This window comes from Endozoicomonas sp., from assembly GCF_031844845.1.
Taxonomy (GTDB): Bacteria; Pseudomonadota; Gammaproteobacteria; order Pseudomonadales; family Endozoicomonadaceae; genus Endozoicomonas.
Genome location: NZ_JAVRMB020000126.1, coordinates 1 through 22,375, shown reverse-complemented (window position 1 = coordinate 22,375; position 22,375 = coordinate 1). Strand labels below are relative to the sequence as shown.

At 46.6% G+C, this 22,375-nt stretch carries 16 protein-coding genes and 1 pseudogene; 7 read left to right on the top strand and 10 right to left on the bottom strand.

Features of this window, described 5'->3' with window-relative positions; genetic code table 11:
* Window positions 1–504 precede the first annotated feature (504 nt).
* Window positions 505–2,757 (top strand): penicillin-binding protein 1B, encoded by a 2,253-nt coding sequence (gene mrcB, locus RM811_RS06045; protein WP_402521836.1) that lies wholly within the window; start codon window positions 505–507, stop codon window positions 2,755–2,757.
* A 160-nt stretch (window positions 2,758–2,917) separates the two neighbouring features.
* On the opposite strand, the gene RM811_RS06040 is transcribed toward mrcB, so the two are convergent.
* Window positions 2,918–4,075 (bottom strand): ankyrin repeat domain-containing protein, encoded by a 1,158-nt coding sequence (locus tag RM811_RS06040; RefSeq protein ID WP_402521834.1) that lies wholly within the window; start codon window positions 4,073–4,075, stop codon window positions 2,918–2,920.
* A gap of 234 nt (window positions 4,076–4,309) precedes the next feature.
* On the opposite strand from RM811_RS06040, the gene RM811_RS06035 reads away from it, so the two are divergent.
* A complete protein-coding gene (locus RM811_RS06035; RefSeq protein ID WP_402521831.1) occupies window positions 4,310–4,669 on the top strand; it encodes a tetratricopeptide repeat protein in 360 nt (119 codons plus the stop codon).
* A gap of 5 nt (window positions 4,670–4,674) precedes the next feature.
* Window positions 4,675–5,001 carry a YqcC family protein gene (locus RM811_RS06030; protein WP_402521828.1) on the top strand — a complete coding sequence of 109 codons (327 nt, stop codon included), beginning with the start codon at window positions 4,675–4,677 and terminating at the stop codon, window positions 4,999–5,001.
* Window positions 5,002–5,236: 235 nt separating this feature from the next.
* Here RM811_RS06030 and RM811_RS06025 read toward each other — a convergent pair whose 3' ends face one another.
* The 4 genes from RM811_RS06025 to RM811_RS06010 all read right to left on the bottom strand — a co-directional run bounded on the left by RM811_RS06025 (window position 5,237) and on the right by RM811_RS06010 (window position 12,204).
* Window positions 5,237–9,094, bottom strand: a complete 3,858-nt coding sequence (locus tag RM811_RS06025) for a hypothetical protein (RefSeq protein WP_402521826.1) — start codon at window positions 9,092–9,094, stop codon at window positions 5,237–5,239.
* A gap of 509 nt (window positions 9,095–9,603) precedes the next feature.
* Complete coding sequence (locus tag RM811_RS06020; protein ID WP_402521824.1) at window positions 9,604–10,974, bottom strand: zinc-dependent metalloprotease family protein; 1,371 nt, start codon at window positions 10,972–10,974, stop codon at window positions 9,604–9,606.
* A gap of 35 nt (window positions 10,975–11,009) precedes the next feature.
* A complete protein-coding gene (locus RM811_RS06015; RefSeq protein ID WP_402521822.1) occupies window positions 11,010–11,651 on the bottom strand; it encodes a hypothetical protein in 642 nt (213 codons plus the stop codon).
* Between the two features lie 64 nt (window positions 11,652–11,715).
* The gene (locus RM811_RS06010; RefSeq protein ID WP_402521820.1) at window positions 11,716–12,204 is read right to left on the bottom strand and encodes a DUF4124 domain-containing protein; all 489 of its coding nucleotides are present in this window, start codon (window positions 12,202–12,204) and stop codon (window positions 11,716–11,718) included.
* A 489-nt stretch (window positions 12,205–12,693) separates the two neighbouring features.
* On the opposite strand from RM811_RS06010, the gene RM811_RS06005 reads away from it, so the two are divergent.
* Window positions 12,694–14,424: an acetolactate synthase 3 large subunit gene (locus RM811_RS06005; RefSeq protein ID WP_402521817.1), complete on the top strand. Its 1,731-nt coding sequence runs from the start codon at window positions 12,694–12,696 to the stop codon at window positions 14,422–14,424.
* Entirely contained in the window at window positions 14,424–14,915 is a 492-nt protein-coding gene (gene ilvN / locus RM811_RS06000; RefSeq protein WP_402521815.1) for an acetolactate synthase small subunit, read from the top strand. Before RM811_RS06005 ends, ilvN begins: the two co-directional genes overlap by 1 nt.
* Before the next feature lie 525 nt (window positions 14,916–15,440).
* Here the strand turns inward: ilvN and RM811_RS05995 are convergent.
* Complete coding sequence (locus tag RM811_RS05995) at window positions 15,441–17,333, bottom strand: protein kinase domain-containing protein (RefSeq protein ID WP_402521813.1); 1,893 nt, start codon at window positions 17,331–17,333, stop codon at window positions 15,441–15,443.
* Between the two features lie 153 nt (window positions 17,334–17,486).
* Window positions 17,487–18,377 (bottom strand): HTH-type transcriptional activator IlvY, encoded by an 891-nt coding sequence (gene ilvY / locus RM811_RS05990; RefSeq protein WP_402521837.1) that lies wholly within the window; start codon window positions 18,375–18,377, stop codon window positions 17,487–17,489.
* A gap of 231 nt (window positions 18,378–18,608) precedes the next feature.
* Between ilvY and ilvC the strand changes: the two genes are divergently transcribed.
* Entirely contained in the window at window positions 18,609–19,625 is a 1,017-nt protein-coding gene (gene ilvC, locus RM811_RS05985) for a ketol-acid reductoisomerase (RefSeq protein WP_402521811.1), read from the top strand.
* A 165-nt stretch (window positions 19,626–19,790) separates the two neighbouring features.
* Here ilvC and RM811_RS05980 read toward each other — a convergent pair whose 3' ends face one another.
* Entirely contained in the window at window positions 19,791–20,840 is a 1,050-nt protein-coding gene (locus RM811_RS05980) for a hypothetical protein (RefSeq protein WP_402521809.1), read from the bottom strand.
* Window positions 20,841–21,234: 394 nt separating this feature from the next.
* Here RM811_RS05980 and RM811_RS05975 point away from each other — a divergent pair, with 394 nt between their 5' ends.
* A complete protein-coding gene (locus RM811_RS05975) occupies window positions 21,235–21,387 on the top strand; it encodes a hypothetical protein (protein ID WP_402521807.1) in 153 nt (50 codons plus the stop codon).
* Window positions 21,388–21,455: 68 nt separating this feature from the next.
* Here RM811_RS05975 and RM811_RS05970 read toward each other — a convergent pair whose 3' ends face one another.
* On the bottom strand, window positions 21,456–22,184 hold the full coding sequence (locus RM811_RS05970; RefSeq protein WP_402521805.1) for a DUF2959 domain-containing protein: 729 nt from the start codon (window positions 22,182–22,184) through the stop codon (window positions 21,456–21,458).
* A 56-nt stretch (window positions 22,185–22,240) separates the two neighbouring features.
* Window positions 22,241–22,372, bottom strand: a pseudogene (locus tag RM811_RS05965) (YqaE/Pmp3 family membrane protein); the annotation flags it as partial.
* Window positions 22,373–22,375 lie beyond the last annotated feature (3 nt).

Genomic DNA, 22,375 nt, shown 5'->3' with positions numbered 1-22,375 from the left:
ACTCTTGGGTGATCATGCGACTGGCAGTACTCTTTCCTGAACCGGACAACCCCATCATGATAATCAAAAAGGGATCAGTCCTTTTGGCCAGATGGGAAGGTTGATAGAGCCACTTTTCGTCTATTGGTAAAGACATCATGCCAGTATACTCGTTCCCACGCTTCGAGGTTCCATTGCCGTCTTTCCCGCGAAGGCGGGAATCCATCTCGAGAGCAGGAGTCTATCTCGAGCAGTGGATCCCCGCCTGCGCGGGGATGACGGAGGGGGTATGCGTCCAGTTCCGTATGCATTTCCACCGGGACCGTGGGAACGAAGCTGATTATCTGAAAGGTATGCCATCAACAGCAAAGAATAGAGATCTTTTCCTGTAATTTTCGTTTTCCGCAAAAGATCATCAGCAGGCTCTAGCGTATAATCCCCCCCATGGTAAAGAAATCGACGACTAAAAAAGGCAAACCTGCCAAAAAGACCCCATCATCCCCAAAGAAAAAGCAGGGAAATCCGGTGCCATGGAAAGCTATTCTGTTCAAGCTTGGCTTGACGCTGGTGGTTCTGGTTTCTGCTTATGCTGTTTATCTGGATGCCGTGGTCACCAAACAGTTTGAAGGTAAAAAGTGGGCGATACCGGCCAAGGTATTTGCGCGCCCTGTGGAATTGTACGTGGGCAAGCTCATAACCCCCGGTGAGCTTCAGTCTCAGCTCAAGCGTCAGGGCTATCAGGCGGTTCGGGATGTCAGCCGACCCGGTACGTTTTCCAGAAGTGATCATCAGTTTGTTATTTATAGCCGGGGCTTCCACTTTCCTGATGGCGCTGAGCCATCTCGCTATGCAAGGGTTGATTTCCAGGATAATGAAGTGGTGCGCTTAGCGGGACAAGACAGCAAAAGCCTGCCACTGTTAAGACTTGACCCTCAGCCCATCGGTGGTATTTACCCGGCAAGCTATGAAGATCGGTTGTTGATTCGAACCCCGCAGACGCCCCGCTATCTGATCCCGGCGTTGCTGGCCATTGAAGACCGGGATTTTTACGATCATTTCGGCCTGTCCCCCACATCCATTGCCCGGGCCATGGTGGCCAATCTTAAGGCAGGCGGCGTTGTTCAGGGCGGAAGCACCATTACCCAGCAGTTGGTTAAAAACTTCTTTCTGACCAATGAGCGTACCTTGGTGCGAAAAGGCAAAGAGGCCATCATGGCGCTTCTGCTGGAGCTGCATTACAGCAAGGAAGAGATTCTTGAGACCTATTTAAATGAGGTCTACCTGGGTCAGCATGGCCGCAGGGCGATTCATGGCTTTGGTCTGGCCAGCCAGTTTTACTTTGCCCAGCCGATTCAGGAGTTGAATCTGGCTCGTACGGCTCTGCTGGTGGCCATCGTCAAGGGGCCGTCATATTACAACCCCAGACGATATCCGGAACGAGCCCTTGAGCGGCGTAACCTGGTACTTGATGTGCTGGCAGAGCAATCCATCGTTCCGGCGGCAGAGGTTGAACGCTCCAAAAAGCTTCCGCTGGGTGTTGTCAGCCGGGAGCTCATCAGCACCAACGACTTCCCTGCCTATATCGATATGGTTAAGGAACAACTGCGCAAAGATTATGATGAGAAGGATCTGACCAGTGAAGGGCTGAGAATCTTTACCAATCTGGATCCGGTGATCCAGCGGGAAGCCCAGAAAAGTGTCAGTAATACTCTGAATACCTTTGGCAAAAACAATCAGCTTCAGGGAGCCATGGTGGTCAGCTCTGCCCAGACGGGTGACCTGCTGGCCATTGTGGGTGACCGAAACCCGGGCTATGCCGGATTTAACCGAGCCGTTGAGGCTCGCAGGCCGGTGGGTTCTCTCCTGAAACCAGCTATTTATCTGACCGCTTTGGAGCGGCCCGGCCAATACACACTGACCACGCCAGTCAATGATACATCAGTAAAAATCAGTGATGGTCGGGGTGGGTATTGGGAGCCTCAGAACTATAGCCGTAAATCCCACGGGCAGGTGCCACTCTACCTTGCCCTGGCTAAATCCTATAACCAGGCAGCAGCGAACACCGGCATGGCCGTAGGCTTGTCATCAGTGCTGGATACTCTGAAAAGGCTGGGCATAGAGCAGAAACTGCCGCCCTATCCTTCAGTATTACTGGGCTCACCGTCCATGGCGCCCATTGAGGTTGCCAACATGTATCAGACGATTGCCAGTGGCGGCTTCAGAATGCCGCTGCGAGCCATTGATGCGGTGGTAGACAGTCAGGGGAAACCGCTCACCCGCTACAGTCTTTCAGTGGAGCGGGTTTTTGAGCCTGGCCCTATGGAACTGCTTCGCACTGCGTTGGGTATGGTGATGAAAGAAGGCACTGGACGACGGGTCTACCAGTATGTTCAGCCCGGTATTGAACTGGGCGGTAAAACCGGAACCACCAATGATCTCAGGGATAGCTGGTTTGCGGGTTACTCCGGTGATTTGGTGGCTGTCTCATGGGTTGGTCATGACGACAACAGCCCTACGAAACTCACTGGCAGCAGTGGTGCCCTGAAAGTCTGGGGTAATTTTATGTCTAAGGTGTCGGTGCAATCGGTTATGCCACTTGAAGCCAGTAACCTGACAAGACTCTGGGTTAATCCAATGGCCAACGGTCGAAGCCACCGTTACTGCGAAGGGGCAAGACAAATACCTTATATCAAGGGGTCTGAGCCACAGGCTTATGCCGGTTGCAGGGCAGATGTGAAAGACACCCTGCTTGACAAGATTAAAGCGTGGTTTGAATAAAAGGCCACAGAGTGTGAAGTAAATGTACCCATCTCTCAGGCAGGTGATTGTCTCCTCTTACCCTGGATAAGCAGGAGGGGGCAGAAAGTCAGTGTTTGTGGCAGTCTGGTTAATTTGGTGAAAGGCCAGACCACTCTGTCAGGGTATTTATGAACCCTTTCTATTGCGGGTTCTGCAGAAAATTGACAACATCGGTATGTCTATTTTTGACAGCCAAATCTGCAGCGGTGTCCCCGTTGAATTTGGCATCGGTTTTTGCACCATAATCAACCAGCGCCCTGACTGCCTCTAAACGACCCAATGCTGAAGCACGATGTAAGGGAGTATATCCGGCAGTGGTTAACGCATTGATATCAAAGCCTGCTTCGGACAATAATTGTATTGTTTCCCGATTACCGCCGCGAGCAGCCGAATGCATGATGCCTGACCCTTCATGGCATAAGACACCTTTATTTATGCCTTCAATATCCAGTAACCAACGCAAATATTTATTCTGGCAATTGTCGGCAGCGCAGTGCAGCAGAGAACAGCCACGAGCGTTCCTGGTGTTAATAGAGAGCCCATGTTTCAGGAGCATCTGACCAAACGCTAATTTTCCAAAAGAAGCATTAACACAAAAAGGGAGTTGACCTTTTTTATCATAAGTATCAGTTTTGGCACCTGATTGCACTAATAGCCTGCCACAGTGGATACTTCCAAATTCAGCTGAGAGGTGCAGCAGGGTTGTTCCTTGTTGGTTTATCGTAGTATTAACACCGCTTTGGAGTCGTAGCAGTAATACATTGAGATGATCCGATAAATCTTTTTTTATGCATAATTTTGGTAGAGAGTAATCGAATACTGAAAGAGTAACATCGGCATGATAATCAATTAAAATTTTGGTTGCAGACAGGTTGTCAACAAGGAGAGATATCATAAGTGGAAACGGTACAAATGGTTGTATTGTTCCGGTATTGGCATCGTTATAAGTTGGGTTCATATTTCTCAAGTCTATTTTACAGACCTCAGGTGGTATCCCATAATAATCTTTGAGATCCGGATCGGCGCCGTTCTTAAGAAGCGACTTAAGATCGTTGTCATTTTTTGTTGTAATCGCCTTTAATAAATCCTCAGGCCAGGTCATTGGAAGCCCTACCGGGAATAGTTTCTCATCAGGATCAAACAGCGGTACAACATCTGCTGATCGACATAGACAACAACGCCGTTCACTTAACGGTTTAATCTTTAAACTCTGTTTTATGCATGCCTGGTGGAAATAGTGAGCTTTGTCTGGACACGATGATCTTACAATGGGACGGACTTTATCATCAGCGCTCATATCCTGACGACAAATAGAACAAGTTTTATCATCAGGTAAAGTCCACTGATCAGAAGGTAGCCATTTTGTGTGATTTGTTATATTAAGCATCGCTGTAGTCTCGCAGTATAATTTTCTATTTGATGGTTTTTCGGTGTTATGGTTTCAGAGTGTTTAACGTTTTTGCAGGTGGTTTGTGGGTACCTGTTTTTAATTATTGGTTGCCGCCTTGCACAGGGCAAAAGAGCGGTACTAATGGCTGCCACGATGATTTTAACGGGTTGCTCCACTCCCGTGCTGATGCAACAGGAAAACCAGCCAATTACATCATCACCTTACGGACAGCGTCAGGATGCCCTGGGTACTCTGTTGAACCAGGCCTGGAAGGCCAGAGAGGCGGGCAGGCCGGACGAAGCAGAAAGTGCCCTCGGACGGGCGATGCGAATCAGTCCGACAGCGCCGGAAGTGTATTACCAGCTGGCCCTGCTCAGGCAGGATCAGGGACGTTTAGAGCAATCCCGACAACTGGCTGAACGGGCTCTGAGTATGGGGCCGGGCTTTATGCTGGAGCGAGAAATCAATCATCTGTTACGTACATTGTTAAAGAGTAAATAGCTGACATGTCTGAAGCCATCTTATCAAAACAAGCCATTGCTTTACTTGAAGCCATAGAGACAGAGCTGCGCAGACAGGCTGTCTGGCTTCCTATGCCTCCCTCAGTTGAAGCCATGGCCAGTACCACACCCTTTTGTATGGATACCATGGTTTTCAGCCAGTGGTTACAGTGGATTTTTGTTCCCCGTGTACGGGCTGTTATCGAGAGTGGAGGTGCTTTACCGAAGGGTTCAAATATCAAGTCCTATGCGGAAGAGGCTTTGCCTGTTGAGCAGTTGGAATGTGAGAAGCTGTTACTGATTATTGAGCAGTTCGATCAGTTAATGAGTTAACTCCTATGAACACGACTACATTACCTTCCCCTATTGGTCGAGAGGTATTTATAGCAAGGTCTTTTGAGGTTGATTCTCCCTCCCTGTCACCAGTACAGTGGGATTCTTTTCCGACTGGGTTTTGAGGCTGGTCTCGGACTCGGGCTTACTCTCACCAGCCTTATCGCCTGACAATGAAATAAAAAGTCATGACTTATTCACCTATCCTACTTTAGTCCGGTTGCAGCCTGAAACTTCAGACAGACTGCATGGCAGACCTTTTCACATACGCTTTAATCGTCTGACTCTTTTCCGATGTTTTGATAGTTCCAAGGTACTTCGCATTTTTCAGGGCATTGACCAGCTCAAGGTTGGTTTCTGTATTGGGTACTGATAATTGGTAGCTCCTGTTGGTCAGCTTATTAAAATCTTCAATGCCTGATTTTGAGAACAGCGTTGATATCTCTGGCCAGGAAAGATATTTGATTTGCTGGGCCAGAAGGCGGACTTTGCCCTGTTCTGTTGATTCGGTTCCGATCAGCACTTCAAGTCTCTTAAAGCTGATCTTTAAATGGAAATCTTCATAGGGCTGCGTGGTTATTAATGAGAGTATTTCAGTGAGGATCTTGCTGTCTGTTTCGTTTTCATGATTCAGCAGGTCGCATAACCAGAGCTTTTCATCAAGCGTGATATCACTGTTGGCCAGTAACTTTCGAACGGTGTTTACCGTTAAATGGTTAGTTCCTTTTGCCTTGAGTTTATATTCATTCCAGAAACGCAGGAGATATTGATAAGCGTCATCTGTGAACCGATCCTCGAATCGTGCAAACCAGTTAAGCGTTTCCAGGGAAAACTGGCAGTTGGGCAGTTGGCGGATCATGTTCATTCTGGCAGGGGCAATGCCTTCTGGCCCAAACTGCTCAATAAGAATGGCAGGGAATGCTGAAAGCAGTGTTGTCAGGGTTGTTTCCGCGATCTCCGCATTGCCGATCAGTGCAGTGAGCAGATTGCCTGAATGATGGTTATAAGGCAAAACCTGACTGGATAGCTGCTCGGTATTTTCTGGACTGGAGATGAATTTCACCAGCAGCGGGTCAACCGTGTTTTTTCCACTCATCTCAAAAGCAGACTGAACGTTACTCCATGAAGCCTCCAGCAGATTTTCTTCAAATAGCCTGACTTGCAGTGCAACATCGGTGATTTCTTTAATGTTGTTAACCGCCTCGCCCGAGAGGGACGCAAGGCTGATTCTGTCCATAATCTCCAGCTTCGGATTATTGAGAAGGTCAATAAGCCAGGGCTGCTCTTCTTCAAGTTGAGTCTGGGAAAGCAGTATCGTTTTGACAAATATTTCCAGATGGTCGTGAATCTGGCTGATCAGTACCGGGTTTTCAGAAGAGCATACAGCGGAGTAACTGACTTTTGCGGGAGCGGCAGGTCTCTCTTCAGCAGTCAATGCCAGTAAAACACCCATCATGTGAGTGTTCAGCTGATACATGGAGTCTTCGATCACTCTTAACGCTATTTCCTGCGAGCAGTGCTTGAGTGACAGACGGTCAAATTTTATAGAATGGCCTTGCAGCCATTGCCATATCTCCGGGTGCTCATTGGCAAGGTTGAAAATAGGTCGAATGTCGTCAAGTGAGCTGATCACCGGAATAATCGTGGTGTTTAAATCACTGTGGTCCTTCGACGCAAGAACCGGCAAGATCTCTGAAATCAGCTCGGCCTTTGGCATCTTGTCTGAGCGGTTACTGGTGATACAGCGGATAATTAACGCCTGGTCAATGGCGAAAATAGCGGCAAACAGCTTCCGGTGATTATCATATTCACTATGAATATACTGGCAAATAAAGTCCCGTAATCGCTCAAACCTGTTCCCTGATAAATCAAAGAGTTCGTATAAAAAACTCTGGGTGGAGTAGCCGTTATAATCGGATGATGGGCTTTCCAAAAGCTGAGAAACCACCCCATTGATCAGTCCTCTGCCTTCAGACAAGTCGGTGGGTGTTAAGTGGTTCAGCAAGGCTTTTGGTGAATCCACTGTCTGAGAGAACTCAAATGACTGCCCTTCCCTTAATTTAAGTGAAAGACGCTTGTCATCTTTACTGATTGAGCCGGGGTAGAAGTAAGAAAGGTAATCCTTATAGTCTTCTGCGAAATAACCCTGCTTAAGAAGGTAGAGTACAGGGCCAAACTGCTCTTCTGTTAGCGTATTTATAAACGAATCACCGATGGTTCCTTCGGCCAGAGCTTCGGATATTTTGCTGCCAGGCAGTTTGTTTTTGGTGCGTTTCAGTATTTCAATATAGGTTTTTGTTAACTCTATATCTTTACGAACCAGCTTAACCCTTTCTTCATAGGTGGGTGTTGTACCGTTAGCTATCTCATGGAGTGTTAAGCCAGTGGGTATTGATTTCTGGCCATGCCTGGTCGCTTTCTCGATGTGAATTTCATCATGGCCCTGATAGGCCGGTTTCCAGAAATGGTCTTCTACAAAGTCACAAACCGTCATTCTGCCGGTGGTTTGAGTAGATATCAGATTGGAACCACTTTTGGCTGCTGCAAACAGCTTTAGCCAGTAAATGGATCTAAGTTCTTTTATGTTTTTAATAAAAGCGCTTTCATAGCGGTCGGTTTCTTCTTGATACTGCTCTATCTTATGGCTGTATTCCTCTATCGTATCCCTCTTCTTGCTACTGAACTCATTGAATACTTTCCATAAAGTGCCGTTGTTATGGGTCAGTGCGGCATGCTCTTTTGGATAGAGGTTCTTGATGACCATCATGGCAAAGAGCTTGTTTTTGTTCAGTCCTTCAATGTTATTGGTCATCTTGCTGAGGTAGATATCAAACTCATTGACGATATTGGTGATGACTCTCATATCATCAATGTAATCAGCCACTTTGTAGATCAGTTCTTTATCAAGAAAGTCCGTGACGGGTTGCCCACCTGTTTTCAGGGTTTCCAGCTGTTCGTATAACTTTGGCCCGGCATTGGTGGTATTGATGACGGGGACAATGGGGATTATCAGGTCAAAAAATCGGGTTCTGTCTCTGGCGGTCAGCGTTTCATCTTCCAGGGCATAGATAAAATAGATGGGCTGTTTAATTTGTCCGGAGTGATTGAGATGTTTGTTTATCCGGTATAGCGCCTCAAATGCCTGAAGCTGATGGGTACTTATCAGGTCTTCTATTATCACTACGTTCTGCCGGGTGTGAGCAAAGACGTGGGTGATTTGATTAAGGTAATGACTTGATATTGAAGTATCGTCGGTGGCTTCCTGTGGGTTTGCCCTGCTCGCTCGGACACCACTCAATTTTTGCAGGCCTTTGAATAAAAACAGAACCAGAATGGTCGCGATAAAGAACAGTGAGAACTCAGCCAGTAAAGGTGCGTATTTCTTGATGGAGGAAGTCAGGTGGTCGGGCAAGTAGAGCCTGAGCGCTTTGACCGTGGTGCTCTGATCAATCCCCAGGTTACCGGTGACGTAGCTTAGCGTTGCTATGGAGGAGCTGGTCAGGAATGCGGCAAGCACACCGGAATATTTTTTCCAGCCACCCGGCTGGACTGGCTGTGCAGTACCTGCCTCTGGTTTCTTGCCAGACAGGCTGTATAAGAGCTGCTGTATTATATCTCTTTCAACATCAGCCATTTTTTCATTTTGAACGTTGTTTGTGTCGTTACCGGGCTTTATTCCGGAAAATCGGGCCAAAGAAATACTGGTGTACTTGTATTGCGGGTTTCGCTCGGTAAATGAATGGAGGAATGAGCTTTTACCCGCAGCATGGGTTCCGGAAATGGCTATGTTCCGGGTCTCCGGCTGTTTGCCGGTATCCAGGGCAGCCAGTAGCTCCCTTTCGTATTTTTCGATCTGCTCACTTCGCAGCAGCGCTGAGGTTAGAGGCTTAAGGGTTGATTGACCATCATGGTTTTTCAGGTATTGGGAGAACTCTTTTCTTGCCATCTTCCAGGATGCATGGGCAGCAGTAAGGCGGTTTTGCCCTGAAAGATGCTGTGAGTATTCTTCTTTGATGACCTTCCAGCTCGCCTTTGCTGCGTTGAAATACCTGGTTTTAAGGCGGAGCAATCCTGTCTGTTGAATAAGGTCCATAATTTCCCTGCAGCCTTTCCTGTTTGCCGATGTTATGACCTGACGTAACTCCTTTGGACGAACGATGCCTTGTCGTTAACCGGTCATTCTCAACACATTAAGTATTCAAAGTCGGCAGGTTTCAGCGGGGGGTGAGTCTATGTTGATCGATCAGCATATGAATTGCATCAAACAGTCGCTCAGGGCAATTTATGCTATTTCCATAAGGAGTAGTCCCTGAATAACGTCCGCATTTCTGAGTCTCCAAACCCCGGCCGTCCTGAATGCTGAGTTTGTCGAGGTATCGAAGGGCGTAAACTCCGGGCCATGATAGATCGTGCCAAACACCCTTCGTCCGTTCATCCTGAGCGAAGTCGAAGGGCGCTCAGGATGAACGGAGTCCGAGTTCAAAATGAGACAATTATTTCGGGACAATTCCTAAGGTAACAAGCAACCCGGTTGAATCGGGCTCCATCATAGATACCGGGCTGTGAGCCGTAGCGTTGCATGAGGAAATGAAATGCAACAGCCTACGGCTTACAATACAGCCTGAGGTTATCACAATATCTGCCGGAGCAACGGACTCCGGCAACATAGCCATTGCCGCAGCTGCCATAGCCCTGCTCTTCGGAAAACGATTTTGTCCATGTGCCATTCCCCCCGGTATCCAGAACATCTCTTAATATCAGGGAAAGGTTGTCGCAGTACCTTCCTTTGCAACGGATCCCCACCACGACTTTACCATCATGTTTATAGTAATTTGTCCCCTCTTCGGAAAAGTAGCCTGAAGACTGTGTGGCATCACCGACAAACATCCCGGGTATTTTGCTGCACTTCAGGTTTTTGTTATCACAATAGCGTCCGGAACACTTAATCTCCGTGACAAAATAACCATCCGGGCACATTTTCCGGGCAGAACCTTCTTCGGAAAACCACCCGGTATACTCGTATATGTGGGATTTTGTGACTTCCTCAGTAGTTGTGGGCGCGGACGGTCTCGGCGCTATCGGGGTGGCTGGGGCGGATGAGTAAAAGTCAGCCACCACTCTTGCAGTGGAGGCCATTGCCGAAACTGCATCGGCACCGTTAACCGGATCGTACTGGCTGACGCCACAGGGCTCGCCATCACATTTATAAATTCCCGGATTGGAAAATAACCAGAGCCGTCGTGGCACCAAATTGCTGTTAGGAAAGTTAGGCCACCAGTTATGAAGATACTCAAGCACGGTGATAAATTTTCCCCAGGAACCATGGCCTGTTGCGTGTGGGTATATTCCCTTGTCAGACTTGCGGCTATGAGCCACGCCTAGTAAATGGCCCGTCTCATGGGCCATGACGTAGTCCTCACAGGAACCCAGACCAACAGCGGTGTACATATAGTGTTTGTATGACGTTATGTCACCGGGTACTGTAGAAATACCACGCAGAGTTCCTTTAAGGGTGCCCACCGGAGGTGCCAAACCGCAGGATGTTTTGTCATCGGCAGTCAGAATGACAACCATATCACCACCATACTTTTGGCGATTGAGCTCTCCGTCTCCGGTTTTTTGTTCCAGGAGATAATTCAAGACCTGACCACTATTAAGGCTGACTTTTCGTGGCAGAGATACCAGCTGAGTATGGGCGACCCGAAACCGGATATCAGAGCCACTGTCGGAATGGATTTTATTGGTGGTGTTAACCAGATGATCAATCTTATTATCGATACCACCCCGATATTCATCCCTGACTTCATTGGTATAGTAAACCAGTAAATCAATGTAAATTTTTTCCCCTGCTCCAGATGCCGTGGAACCAAAGATCAGCAGAATGGGCAAGTATCTTGTGAGATATCCGGACGATGTTTTAATCCGCCGTCTGAATGCAACGTTTGCCTGTTGAAGCAGAATTAATAACCACATGACCATATCCTTATAATCTGTTTGCGGGTTCATATTTAGAGATTTTTAAACGACTGGTGACAGTCCATTATGATGGCGCTATCCCTGTCCTTTTTGAGGATACTGGTTTCACCATTGATGATACTGACTGAATAGCTGCCATCAGGGGTCACCACAGAGCCAAAACTGCTGTCTTTACCGGCAGTGATGATGAAACTGGAGCCACCGCCGTGGGTTTGCTGGCCACCGGAAATAACCTTGGCACCGGCCGGGGTATAGGAGATCTTGGAAACCGGTAGAGTAAAGTAGGGCTTATCGGGTAATGGCAGGTTCAGATTATCGCCGGTATCAATCAGTTCAAACTGTTCGGACAAAAGTTTCGCCGGTGTGGTCAGGTCTCGCCAGGGATCGCGGGGTTCCGGTTGCTGGTTACGAAGCCATGATTCATCCTGAGGCTCTGTCCCGGTTGTTGTCGCATGGCTGGAGCTTCTGTGGGACCTGAAGGCGGTATCAGCAGAACGACGCTGGCGGGTTAATGGGGCCGTCAGGGGTTCGGGGTCCTGGCGCTCTGCCAGGTTGGCAATCGGCAGTTTTTTGTCATTGTTTTTTTCATCATTAAATAAGCCCTGAAAATAAAGACCGACAGGTATGGATAACATCACAACAGATATAGCAATGACTTTATGGGAAGTATTCATTATTGAGTCCTTTCGGTTATTCGGGATGTTATTTTTGCCAGTGACTGCAAAGCCTGATTATTTATCATTGATATTCATTGCTACTTCCTGAATTAGCGCAAAATGAATCCAGCAGAGTGCTGATACGGTCGATCTCTTTCTGGCGGGCTGCATTATCCAGAATTTCATATTCACCATCCTTGCTCTTCACCCTTATCCGTGGGCTGCTTTTCAGCTTGGCTATATTCCCTTTCAGAGAATTACAGTACGCCAGCTCTTCTGCTGTTTTCTGTTGTGGCTCTATTATAAGCTCTGCGGTAGCGGGCTCTGGCGTCTGTTCTTTGACAGTTTCTTCACGGTATTCTTCATCCTCTGTCATTTGGCTGGCGTCGCCTGAGATTTTTTGTACCTCGGGTTTGGCCATAACCTCAGTATTGGTCTGATTTTTTGGTGGAGTCGTTGAGAAGTGCACAATGCCATGGTCGTCTTTCCACTTGTAGATAGGCTCCGCTGCGCCAGCAATTGGGAGTAATAGGGCAAATAAAAACACTTGGGCAAATAAAAGTTGCTTCATGTTACCGATCCCTGATTTTTGTAGTTGCATTAGTTAATTATCGTCTTTTTATGGAAATAATCCGTATTAGCCGAAGTAATGCTCGTATTTGTATTGACTGATGGCAGCTGAAAGTAAAAAATGGCTGCTCCTGAAGCTGCCCAAGAAGCTGCGTTGGGAATTATGCGACAATCTGAGGCCGTTTATCGGCGGCTTGGATGAGAGTGTTCCTTGGCATGCTGGCCTGTTGATCTTGTGCTGAGATAACTGGTTGGCGTACTGCTCCTACCCGCACAGGAATGTAGCAGTTCTGCACGCCAGAACTGTGAGTCTCAGGCAGCCCGGGGCTGCACTTTTTGGTGAAGGCTCTTTTGGTAAAATGGTTCTTCTAACAGAGAACTAAAGAGAACCACTTTAGTATTCGCCAGTTTCTAATGCGTTCTGTTTTCGGTAATTCAGGGCGATATAAAAAATCCATTCCAAATAATGAGTAAAGCCGAGGGTAAGTACGTGGAGCAATTATCCGGCGCGGACATGGTGGTCCGATCACTGGCTGATGAAGGAGTCGAGTATATTTACGGGTATCCGGGTGGTGCCCTTCTGCATGTCTATGATGCGCTATTCCGGCAGGAGGCGATTACCCATATCCTGGTACGTCATGAACAGGCCGCGACCCATATGGCGGACGGTTACGCACGAGCAACCGGAAAGCCGGGCGTTGCGCTGGTAACCTCTGGTCCGGGGGCTACCAATACCATCACCGGTATTGCTACTGCCTATATGGATTCTATTCCCATGGTGATCATTTCCGGTCAGGTGCCCTCTGCCTTTATTGGCAGTGACATGTTTCAGGAAGTGGATATGGTGGGAATTTCCCGCCCCATCGTAAAACACAGCTTTCTGGTAAAGCGGGCAGAAGACATTCCTGAGGTCATTAAAAAGGCATTCTATCTGGCGCAGACTGGCCGACCAGGTCCTGTTGTTGTGGATATTCCCAAGGATATCACTGACATCAGTAAAAAATATGATTACCAGTATCCGGAGACTGTGCAGCTACGATCGTATAATCCGCCAACCAAAGGACACAAAGGCCAGATCCGCAAGGCGGTAGAGCTGATTCAGCAGGCGAAAAAGCCTGTTATATACGCTGGTGGTGGTGTAATTCTGGGCAAGGCTTCTGAGCAACTGACTGCGCTGGCTCAGAAATTGAATGTACCGGTGACTAATACTCTGATGGGGCTGGGCGGTTATCCCGGCTCAGACAAACAGTTTGTTGGGATGCTGGGAATGCACGGTAGCTACTGTGCCAATCAGGCCATGCACCATGCGGATCTGATACTGGCTATCGGCGTTCGTTTTGATGACCGTGTGACCAATAATACGTCCAAATTCTGTCCTGAAGCGAAGATCATTCATATTGATATTGATCCGGCCAGTATTTCGAAAACGGTTCCGGCGGATGTTCCTATCGTAGGCCCGGTCGATGCTGTTCTGGACACCATGATCCGCCAGATAGAAGAAACCGGTACTGGCATTGGTCAGGAAGCACTGGATAGCTGGTGGCGGCAGATTCACGAGTGGCGTGAAGAACGTGGTGGCCTGTTCCCTTACGATCCGGGCGATGGCAAGATTCTCAAGCCTCAGCAGGTTATAGAAACACTGTACGAGGTAACCAAAGGGCAGGATACGTATATTACCTCGGATGTGGGTCAGCATCAGATGTTTGCTGCCCAGTATTATCCCTTTGATAAGCCTAACCGCTGGATCAACTCAGGGGGCCTTGGCACCATGGGCTTTGGTCTGCCGGCGGCTATGGGGGTTAAGCTCTCGTTCCCTGACAGTCAGGTCGCCTGTGTAACCGGTGAAGGCAGTATCCAGATGAATATTCAGGAACTGTCTACCTGTTTGCAATACGATTTGAACATCAAGATTATCAATCTGAATAATCAGTCACTGGGCATGATACAACAGTGGCAGGATATGCAGTATCGCAGTCGTTACGCGCATTCTTACATGGAGTCTCTGCCCGATTTTGTCAAACTGGCAGAGTCTTATGGTCATGTGGGTATGAAGATCGCCGACCCTGCCATGCTGCAATCAGCGATGGAAGAAGCCTTCTCTCTGAAAGACCGTCTTGTTTTCATGGATATTCAGGTGGATCCCAGTGAGCATGTTTACCCCATGCAGATCAAGGATGGCCATATGGCGGATATGTGGCTCAGCAAAACGGAGAGAACCTGATGAGACGGATTATCTCTGTACTGGTTGAAAACGAACCCGGCGCCCTGTCCCGGATTGTTGGGCTGTTTTCCCAGCGGAACTACAATATCGAGTCGCTCAATGTTGCTCCAACGGAAGACAAGACGCTGTCTCGTTTGACCTTAACGACAGTGGGAAATCCTCAGGTGGTTGAGCAGATCACCAAACAGCTGAATAAGCTGGTGGACGTGGTCAAGCTGGTGGATCTTTCTGAAGGCGCTCATATTGAGCGGGAAATGATGTTGATCAAGGTTCGTTCCAGCGGCCCTCTGCGTGCTGAAGTGAAACGAACTTCTGATATTTTCCGCGGCCAGGTTGTTGATGTTACCAGCTCGGTCTATACCATTCAGCTGACGGGTACCAGTGAGAAACTGGATGCCTTTATTGAGGCTATTGGTCAGGCTCAGGTGCTGGAAGTTGTGCGCAGTGGTGTAACCGGAATGTCCCGGGGGGAAAAGGTGTTGTCGCTGTAAATCCGGGGCTGATAAAGCACCCGGTTTATCATCAGTATTGCCAGGGTTATCAGTTGGTGTTCAGGGTTTCAGTGAAATAGAGATCTTATTTTGGGCAATTCCTTAATTGCGCCTGCCCGAGTGCTGGAGGGTTGAGGTCGGTAACGGCCTCTTCTATCCGGAGACAGTTTTTCAAATAGAATTCTCCTGTGATGCTTAATGTTGACCGTAATAAGAAGTGCTACGAATTCTGAAGAGTGTTATGTCGACGGCTATGGAATCAATTATATGGACTACCCCGTGTTGGCATTGCCTGTGACAAAAAAATACCTTTGCTCTTTGACACTTTATTTCGACCAGTGTCAGCGTTTTTTGGTGTTTCCTGGTCCGCTGTTTTTTCCGGTTCACTTCGCTTATTTTCGATGGTGTTTTTATCCACTGATAATTCTGTTTGATATTGTCCATGAGGCTCTTGACGTTCATCTTCAACAGATGAATTATTGGACAGAGAGCCTGTTAATTGCAGGGGACGCAGGTTTGTACAATTCACGACGATATATTTAACAAGGCACTCTGCAATGAATCCTGCAAGGACGAGCATTTTTTCTTCAGTTCCTGAATTTTTACACTTTGGGCATTCAGTTCCGCCATTAGTCTGGAATTCTTCTGGATATATTCCTGCTTATTTTCCTTGAGTTCGTCTATCTCGAGTCTCATCGACACATAAGTCTTTCTCCAAGTTTCCACTTGTCTTTCCTGATCGGTGCCTGCCTCCTTCAATTTCTTTGCTGGTGGTGAACTGACTAGCGTTTGTGACGTCCTTTTATTCGATGAATGGTCGACCATATTGCAAAGTTTATTTAGACTTTCCAGCACCTTGGGTTTATCCGGTTTACATTGATAACTAGCATGCCAGTAGGGTTTTTTCCGTTGGTCGCTAGCATTTTTGGTTTGAGGCGATTGCAAAAGATCGCACAGTATAAAAAAACAATTGCTGGATAATTCTTCACACTTGCTGTTCGCAGGTTGACCCACAGGGGTACGACAATAAATTAACCGGAATAAGCTCAGCAATTGCGCCATGGGATAATCATCAGGTTTTTTTCCAGACGATTTGCACCATGTTTTCCACAATTTCTGATCTTGCTCGCTGATTGTCGATTGAGCTTTTTTGCCTTCAGTCAACGAGTGTTTTATGGTATTTATGCTTTCTTCATTGTCTTTGTTTTTATTTAAAAAATTTGTCGGTGAGTGATCATTATCAGCCTGGGTTGTCAGATTGATACTTTCAAGATACCGCTTGTTGGTAAGCAGTTCATAAAAAATCATGCCAATAGAACGGACATCAACAGCTTCTTCGTTTTCTTTATAACTTCCATCGTGGGTATCAGTACTTTTCTGCTTGCTCATTAGTCTGTCATGACCATAATTGGCAATGAAAATGCAGGGGGATCCGGATGTCGAAAGGGTATTGTTGTTGATAGCATCCATTATCTTTTTAGGTAGCAATATATGTTGTGGCTTGATATCACTTAGCATAATCGACGTTCTGTTTAATGCAGCCAGATTTTTCAACAGATCCCGGATGAGTTCCCGGGCCATCGATTCTGACAACCCTTGTGGATATTGTTTGATCACATCAGCAAGTGAGGCGGGATACCAGTTCATGATATGAAACCAGCTTGTCACAAAAGAACTGTACCTACTCCCATGATATTCAGGCAGATAAGGAAAATATTTATCGTTGGACAGCTTTTCTATAATGGTAATTTCACGGGGTGGAGAGTTAACCGAATGAACTCCAAAGTGAACTTTTATTGCGTGGGGGGGGCGTGTACCCCTGGTAATTTTAATGACCGCACCAGCAGAGCCGTAACGATGTAATGAACACTCTGGCTCCTCAGCCAGTTCTTTATCGTTAAGCGTTTTCCCGATCGCATTGGCCACTCGTAACATAAAGGCGTCTTGATCCTTTTGCAACAGCTCTAAAGACAAGGGACATAACTGATCTGTCGACCGTTCACGTTGATCATCTTGAGTATGCAGTGATTGGTCCGGTTCTGTTGAAGTTAATAGTGGAGACCCTGGTTCCGGCTCTTTAAATGGTTCTTCTGCGCCCACAAAACCAAGATTAAGAGCCGACGACAACAGAGGCGATTGGTCATGTGTTGACAAACTTTCTAACTGCTGGAGTGTCGTTATTGCGGTGGTGGATTCTATTGCTCTTGCATCCAGCAACGTCTCTGGTGGATTTTTTTGTGACGAAATCTCACCAATCGGTTCAAGTTGATCGACCCAGGCAAGCCAGGTATGAGAAATCATGTGGTTATTATCTACCGTCACAGCCTTAGGGCCATCTCCCTCACTGCGATTATGTGCCCGGTCCTCCGGCAGAAGATTGCTCGTTTTATTTTGACTAATAAAGTTTGCTTGTTCCATAACATTCAAGTTTTCGAGATAAAGAGATTATTGGCCATATTGCCGGGAGTGACTTTGAATTTACGTTTCCTGACAATGGTAGAGACTTCTTTGTATTGCATTAATAGAGTATATGACCGGTGATTCGTTCCAATTTATGATAAAAAAAGTTAATCACAGGATTTCGGTTAACTGAGTCCAGAAGGCATCAATCAATGGATTCTTTAATTTCTTTTCCAGTACACACAAGCCCACATCATAGGGTTCAAGCTCTGGCTGGATATTTAATATACTGATTTTGTCGGATAATGGGCTGTTGTTCAAAACAATTTCCGGTACGACACCCACCCCGAAACCCAGGCTGACCATACTGACAATCGCTTCATTTCCTGCCACCTGTGCATAGATTTCAGGCTTGCTATTGTTAGCCTGAAACCATGCATCAATCCTTTGTCGTGCAATTCCCTTTTCCTGAAGGATCATTGGAGTGCCTTTGAATTCTTCAGCACTCAGTTGCTTCCTGTAAAGATGACCTGACAAATGAGAGGCAGCAGGAGCAATAAAGACTAAAGGGGAGATGGCAATCTGTTGAAAAGCCAGCCCTGTGGGGAGTGACTCCGGTCTGGCCGCTATGGCCAGGTCTTCCTGCTCCGTTAATACGCGCTGTATTGCCGGTTCCGGATCCCCGGTATGGAGCTTGATTTCTATTCCCGGATATTTTGGGCGGAACTGACTGAGTACGTCATACAGGAAGCTGTAGCTGGCGGTCACCGAGCAATACATACTCAGGGAGCCCTTAAGTTCCAGGGCCCCAGCCATCAACTCATTATGAATAATATCCCATTGTGATAGCGCTTCACGGGCATAAACCTGGAATCGTTTACCTTCCGGGGTTAACGAAACGCTGCGATTATCTCTCTCAAACAGTGCAATACCGAGCTGATCTTCCAGCTGTTTGATGGTTCTGCTCAGGGTCGATGGGCTGACATGGCAGATGAGGCTGGCCCTGCTGAAGTGAAGAGATTCAGAGAGGGCGAGGAACTGTTTCAGTGGTCGAAAGTCTATAGCCATAAAAATAAAGTGGTTATTGCATATTTTGAAATATAAGATTTTAAATATATCACTAAATGCAAGTATACGCAGAACTCCCTATAAGGTATGGTTTGTTCCGAGTCGAGTGAGCAGCGGTTGTTTTCAACGGGTTCCTAATAAAAAGCTGCTCTTACATAAAAAGCCGAATGCAATCATCCGATATCCTGCCACCGCTGGCTGGCGCTTTCTTTCAGGAGTTTTTCAATGAAAGTTTATTACGATAAAGACTGTGACCTTTCCATTATCTGTGGCAAGAAAGTCTCTATCATTGGTTATGGCTCACAGGGTCATGCCCATGCCAATAATCTGAAAGAGTCCGGTGTCGATGTGACGGTTGGTCTGCGTAAAGGTTCTGCTTCCTGGGCCAAGGCTGAAGCAGCGGGTCTTCAGGTATCTGAAGTTCCTCAGGCCGTTGCTCAGGCTGATCTGGTGATGATCCTGACACCCGACGAATTTCAGTCTCAGCTGTATAGCGATGTTGTTGAGCCAAATCTGAAACAAGGGGCAACACTGGCTTTTGCCCACGGTTTTGCCATTCATTACAATCAGGTTGTTCCCCGCGCCGATCTTGATGTCATCATGATTGCACCTAAGGCTCCGGGTCATACTGTGCGCTCTGAGTTTGTCAAAGGCGGAGGTATTCCTGACTTGATTGCGATTTATCAGGATGCTTCCGGTCAGGCAAGAAACGTTGCCATGTCGTACGCTTCTGGCGTTGGTGGTGGTCGTACCGGCATCATCGAAACCACGTTTAAAGATGAAACTGAAACTGATTTGTTTGGTGAGCAGGCTGTGCTTTGTGGCGGTGCTGTTGAGCTGGTTAAAGCGGGTTTCGAAACGCTGACTGAGGCGGGTTATGCGCCTGAGATGGCTTACTTCGAGTGTCTCCACGAACTTAAGCTGATTGTTGATTTGATGTATGAAGGCGGTATCGCCAACATGAACTACTCCATCTCTAACAATGCGGAGTATGGTGAGTATGTGACGGGTCCAAAGATCATTAATGACGAGTCCCGCAAAGCGATGCGTGAAACGCTCAAGGACATTCAGAATGGTGAATATGCCAAGAAGTTTATCTCAGAAGGCGCTCTGAACTACCCGTCCATGACCGCATATCGTCGCAACAATGCTGAACACCCAATTGAGAAGGTAGGTGCTCATCTGCGTGAAATGATGCCGTGGATTACGGCTAACAAGCTGGTTGATAAAGATAAGAACTGATTATCTGACGTACTTAGGGTAGGTTTCGACGCAGGTTGGTTTCCAAAGGAAACCAACTCGTGACCCAACCGTCATGCACTCACCAAGGCGTGGCGTTATCGGAGTATTCGGTTGTCGGCTTTGTAGGCCCTCGGGTCCCCTTGAATGGGGAATCTGCCTGGCTGCTTAATTTCCGATAGAGCTATTACCACTGAGTGAATTATTTTTGGAATGTACATTACGAACGGCCGTTTTAAGTTTGTTTCGATAATCTACAGGTTTGTCACCCAGAGGCTCAGAGGTATCAAATAATTTTTTTTCCTGCCCTGTCTTAAACAATTGCCGACATGATAGATCATCCAACATATAAGTACCATCAGGCCCTGCTTCATCCAACATATAAGTACCTTCAGGCCCTGCTTCAATCAACATAAGACACTTGATGTGGTTACTGCAACTTTCGTTAATAGCATTTATTAAATTTGCCAAGCGACATTCTCTAACCCTATCACAATTGTACTTTTCTTGCGTTCCGTTCGTTATAAATGACTCTTTTGAGAAGGGGTGCTGAGTTAATAAGTAAGCAACCATTTCAGTATGGTTAGCTCTGAAAGCGTCAATAAAAATAAGTTCACGTAATTCGAAATTACCCTTAAATACAGAAAGTCCATATGTAACTAATAACTTTAAAGATTCAATGCTTCCTACTTCTATTGCTTTAAATAAGGGTTTCATATTGTCCCCATCAACAGGGGCTCCATTTTGCAAAAGCACTTTTAAACAATTAACACTGCTAGGGTCGACAGCTTTAGTTACTAATGAGTGGTATTCTTTTCTGTTAAGCTTTATATCGAATTCTTTAATCAGATTATTTAGGCTGCCTGGATTTCCAGGAATATAATATTCCATAATAGGCTTTGGCGAGCTGCCATTTTTAATTAGCCAGGCTAAGTCATCATAATTATGCGTTCTAATAAAGTCACTTATTAACAGACTGGACAATGGCTCTGTGCGAACTAATTTTCGCGCAATCAAAGGGATTGACTCAAGTGCTGTAGCCATAGAAAAAAGCAACCCTGCATCAAGAATGCTGCTCCCGTACAAATTATATGAAAAATACTGCACTGAATTATTGGCAGCACGAATAGACGCTGCTTTTAGGGATGCCTTCCAAGAGAGTAGATCCTCTATCCTTGATATAGATTTTCTAACAGTATGATTAGCACTCGTAAACATAATTAATATCCCTCTGGTTGGTTAATGTATATTCAAGCGTTAACTTAAAATGAGCAAAAAGCTTATGGTAGAAAATATTTATGTATAATATTCAAAGAGATCGTAGAGTGTTTCGTCGCTACCTTTTCTGTGAAAACTTTTGTAAAAAATTGGCTGTTTACGTAAGTAATTCAATGGCCTGCAGAATTCCTTGCGCAGATCAGGATAGCAGTTTGATATTTTTTCACCTTTCTTAATTAGAGCCTGTTGCGCTTATTGTATTACGCCAGCGATACTTGTCAGGCTCGGAGATTCCTCGGTGATTCGGTGATTCGGGTAGGCGCTATTTGGCTGGACAACCATTCTGCTTTTTGGTTCCAGACAAAGAGCAAGATTGTGAATTGAATAGCATAAAATGAGTCGAAGCCTGAGGGTAGCAGTTGCCCCAGATGCCTACCGCCATGCCAAGGTGGAAAAGAAGTCACATCATCATGGTAGTAAGTGGCCCGGGAGAGCGGTGGTGTCAGAAAGAGAACAAGGGCAAGTGGAAATAGAAAATGTGGATTAGCCATTGGGGAAAGCCTGCTTCCCGATTAGAGAAATTCTAGCTGAAAGCGGCTTTTTGTCTTGAGTTGATCAGGGTTCTCTGAGGGCTTTGATAAACTTTTGTGACTGATCGATGGATACCTGCATATCACTGATCAGGCGATCAATATCTGCCTTGATAGTTTTGAACTCACCTTTCAAAGCACTGATGGCCCGGGCATTAAGATTATGTTTGAGATAAAGAACCTGATCCTGAAAGGCATCCAGAACCGGCTGCATCCGTTGTTCAGACTTCTCAAGACTGGTGATCATGCGCTGGTATTGACGTCGGGTGTCTTTTAGCTTCTGGGAGCTGGCTCTGCGGAGGCTGTCACTCTTATAGAGGGTCAGTTCATCTTCCCATTCATCGAACAATGCTTCAGAGACGCTTTTAACACTGGCAATCCGGTCTCTGACTTTTTCTGCTGCAGATAAGCTGTCTTCATACTCGGCGTTCAAATCCGTATAGGCGGAGTCGAGGTCGCCACCATCAAAATTAATAACGCTCTGAAACTGTTCAAGAGCACTTTGAAACTGCGCCTGTGCCTGTTCCTGTGCAGACTGGGTGTCTTCAATGCGATCCACCATGATGTCACGCTTATGGATACCTACTTTTTCCATGGCGTTGTAGTAGGTGCTCTGGCAGCCACTGAGCAGTAATGTCAGTGCCATAAGGCCAGCGATGACAAATGGCTCAGGGCGTGAGCCTGGCACTTTTTTTGCGCTATGGGCATTTGTTTCGCTATTGGTATTTGCAGAGATGAAATAGGGAATATTCATACTCAGTTTTTATTCTCAATTGCGTTTATCAGTTCTTTATTACGTTTATCTGCCAGGTGGCTGTTAACAACAAACAAGGCGTGAATAACCCCCGGAATCCAGCCAAGTAATGTCAGGATAATATTCAGAATAACCTGGAAGGGTTTACCGCAAAGCAGAACGGCTAAGGGTGGTAAAATAATTGCCAGAAA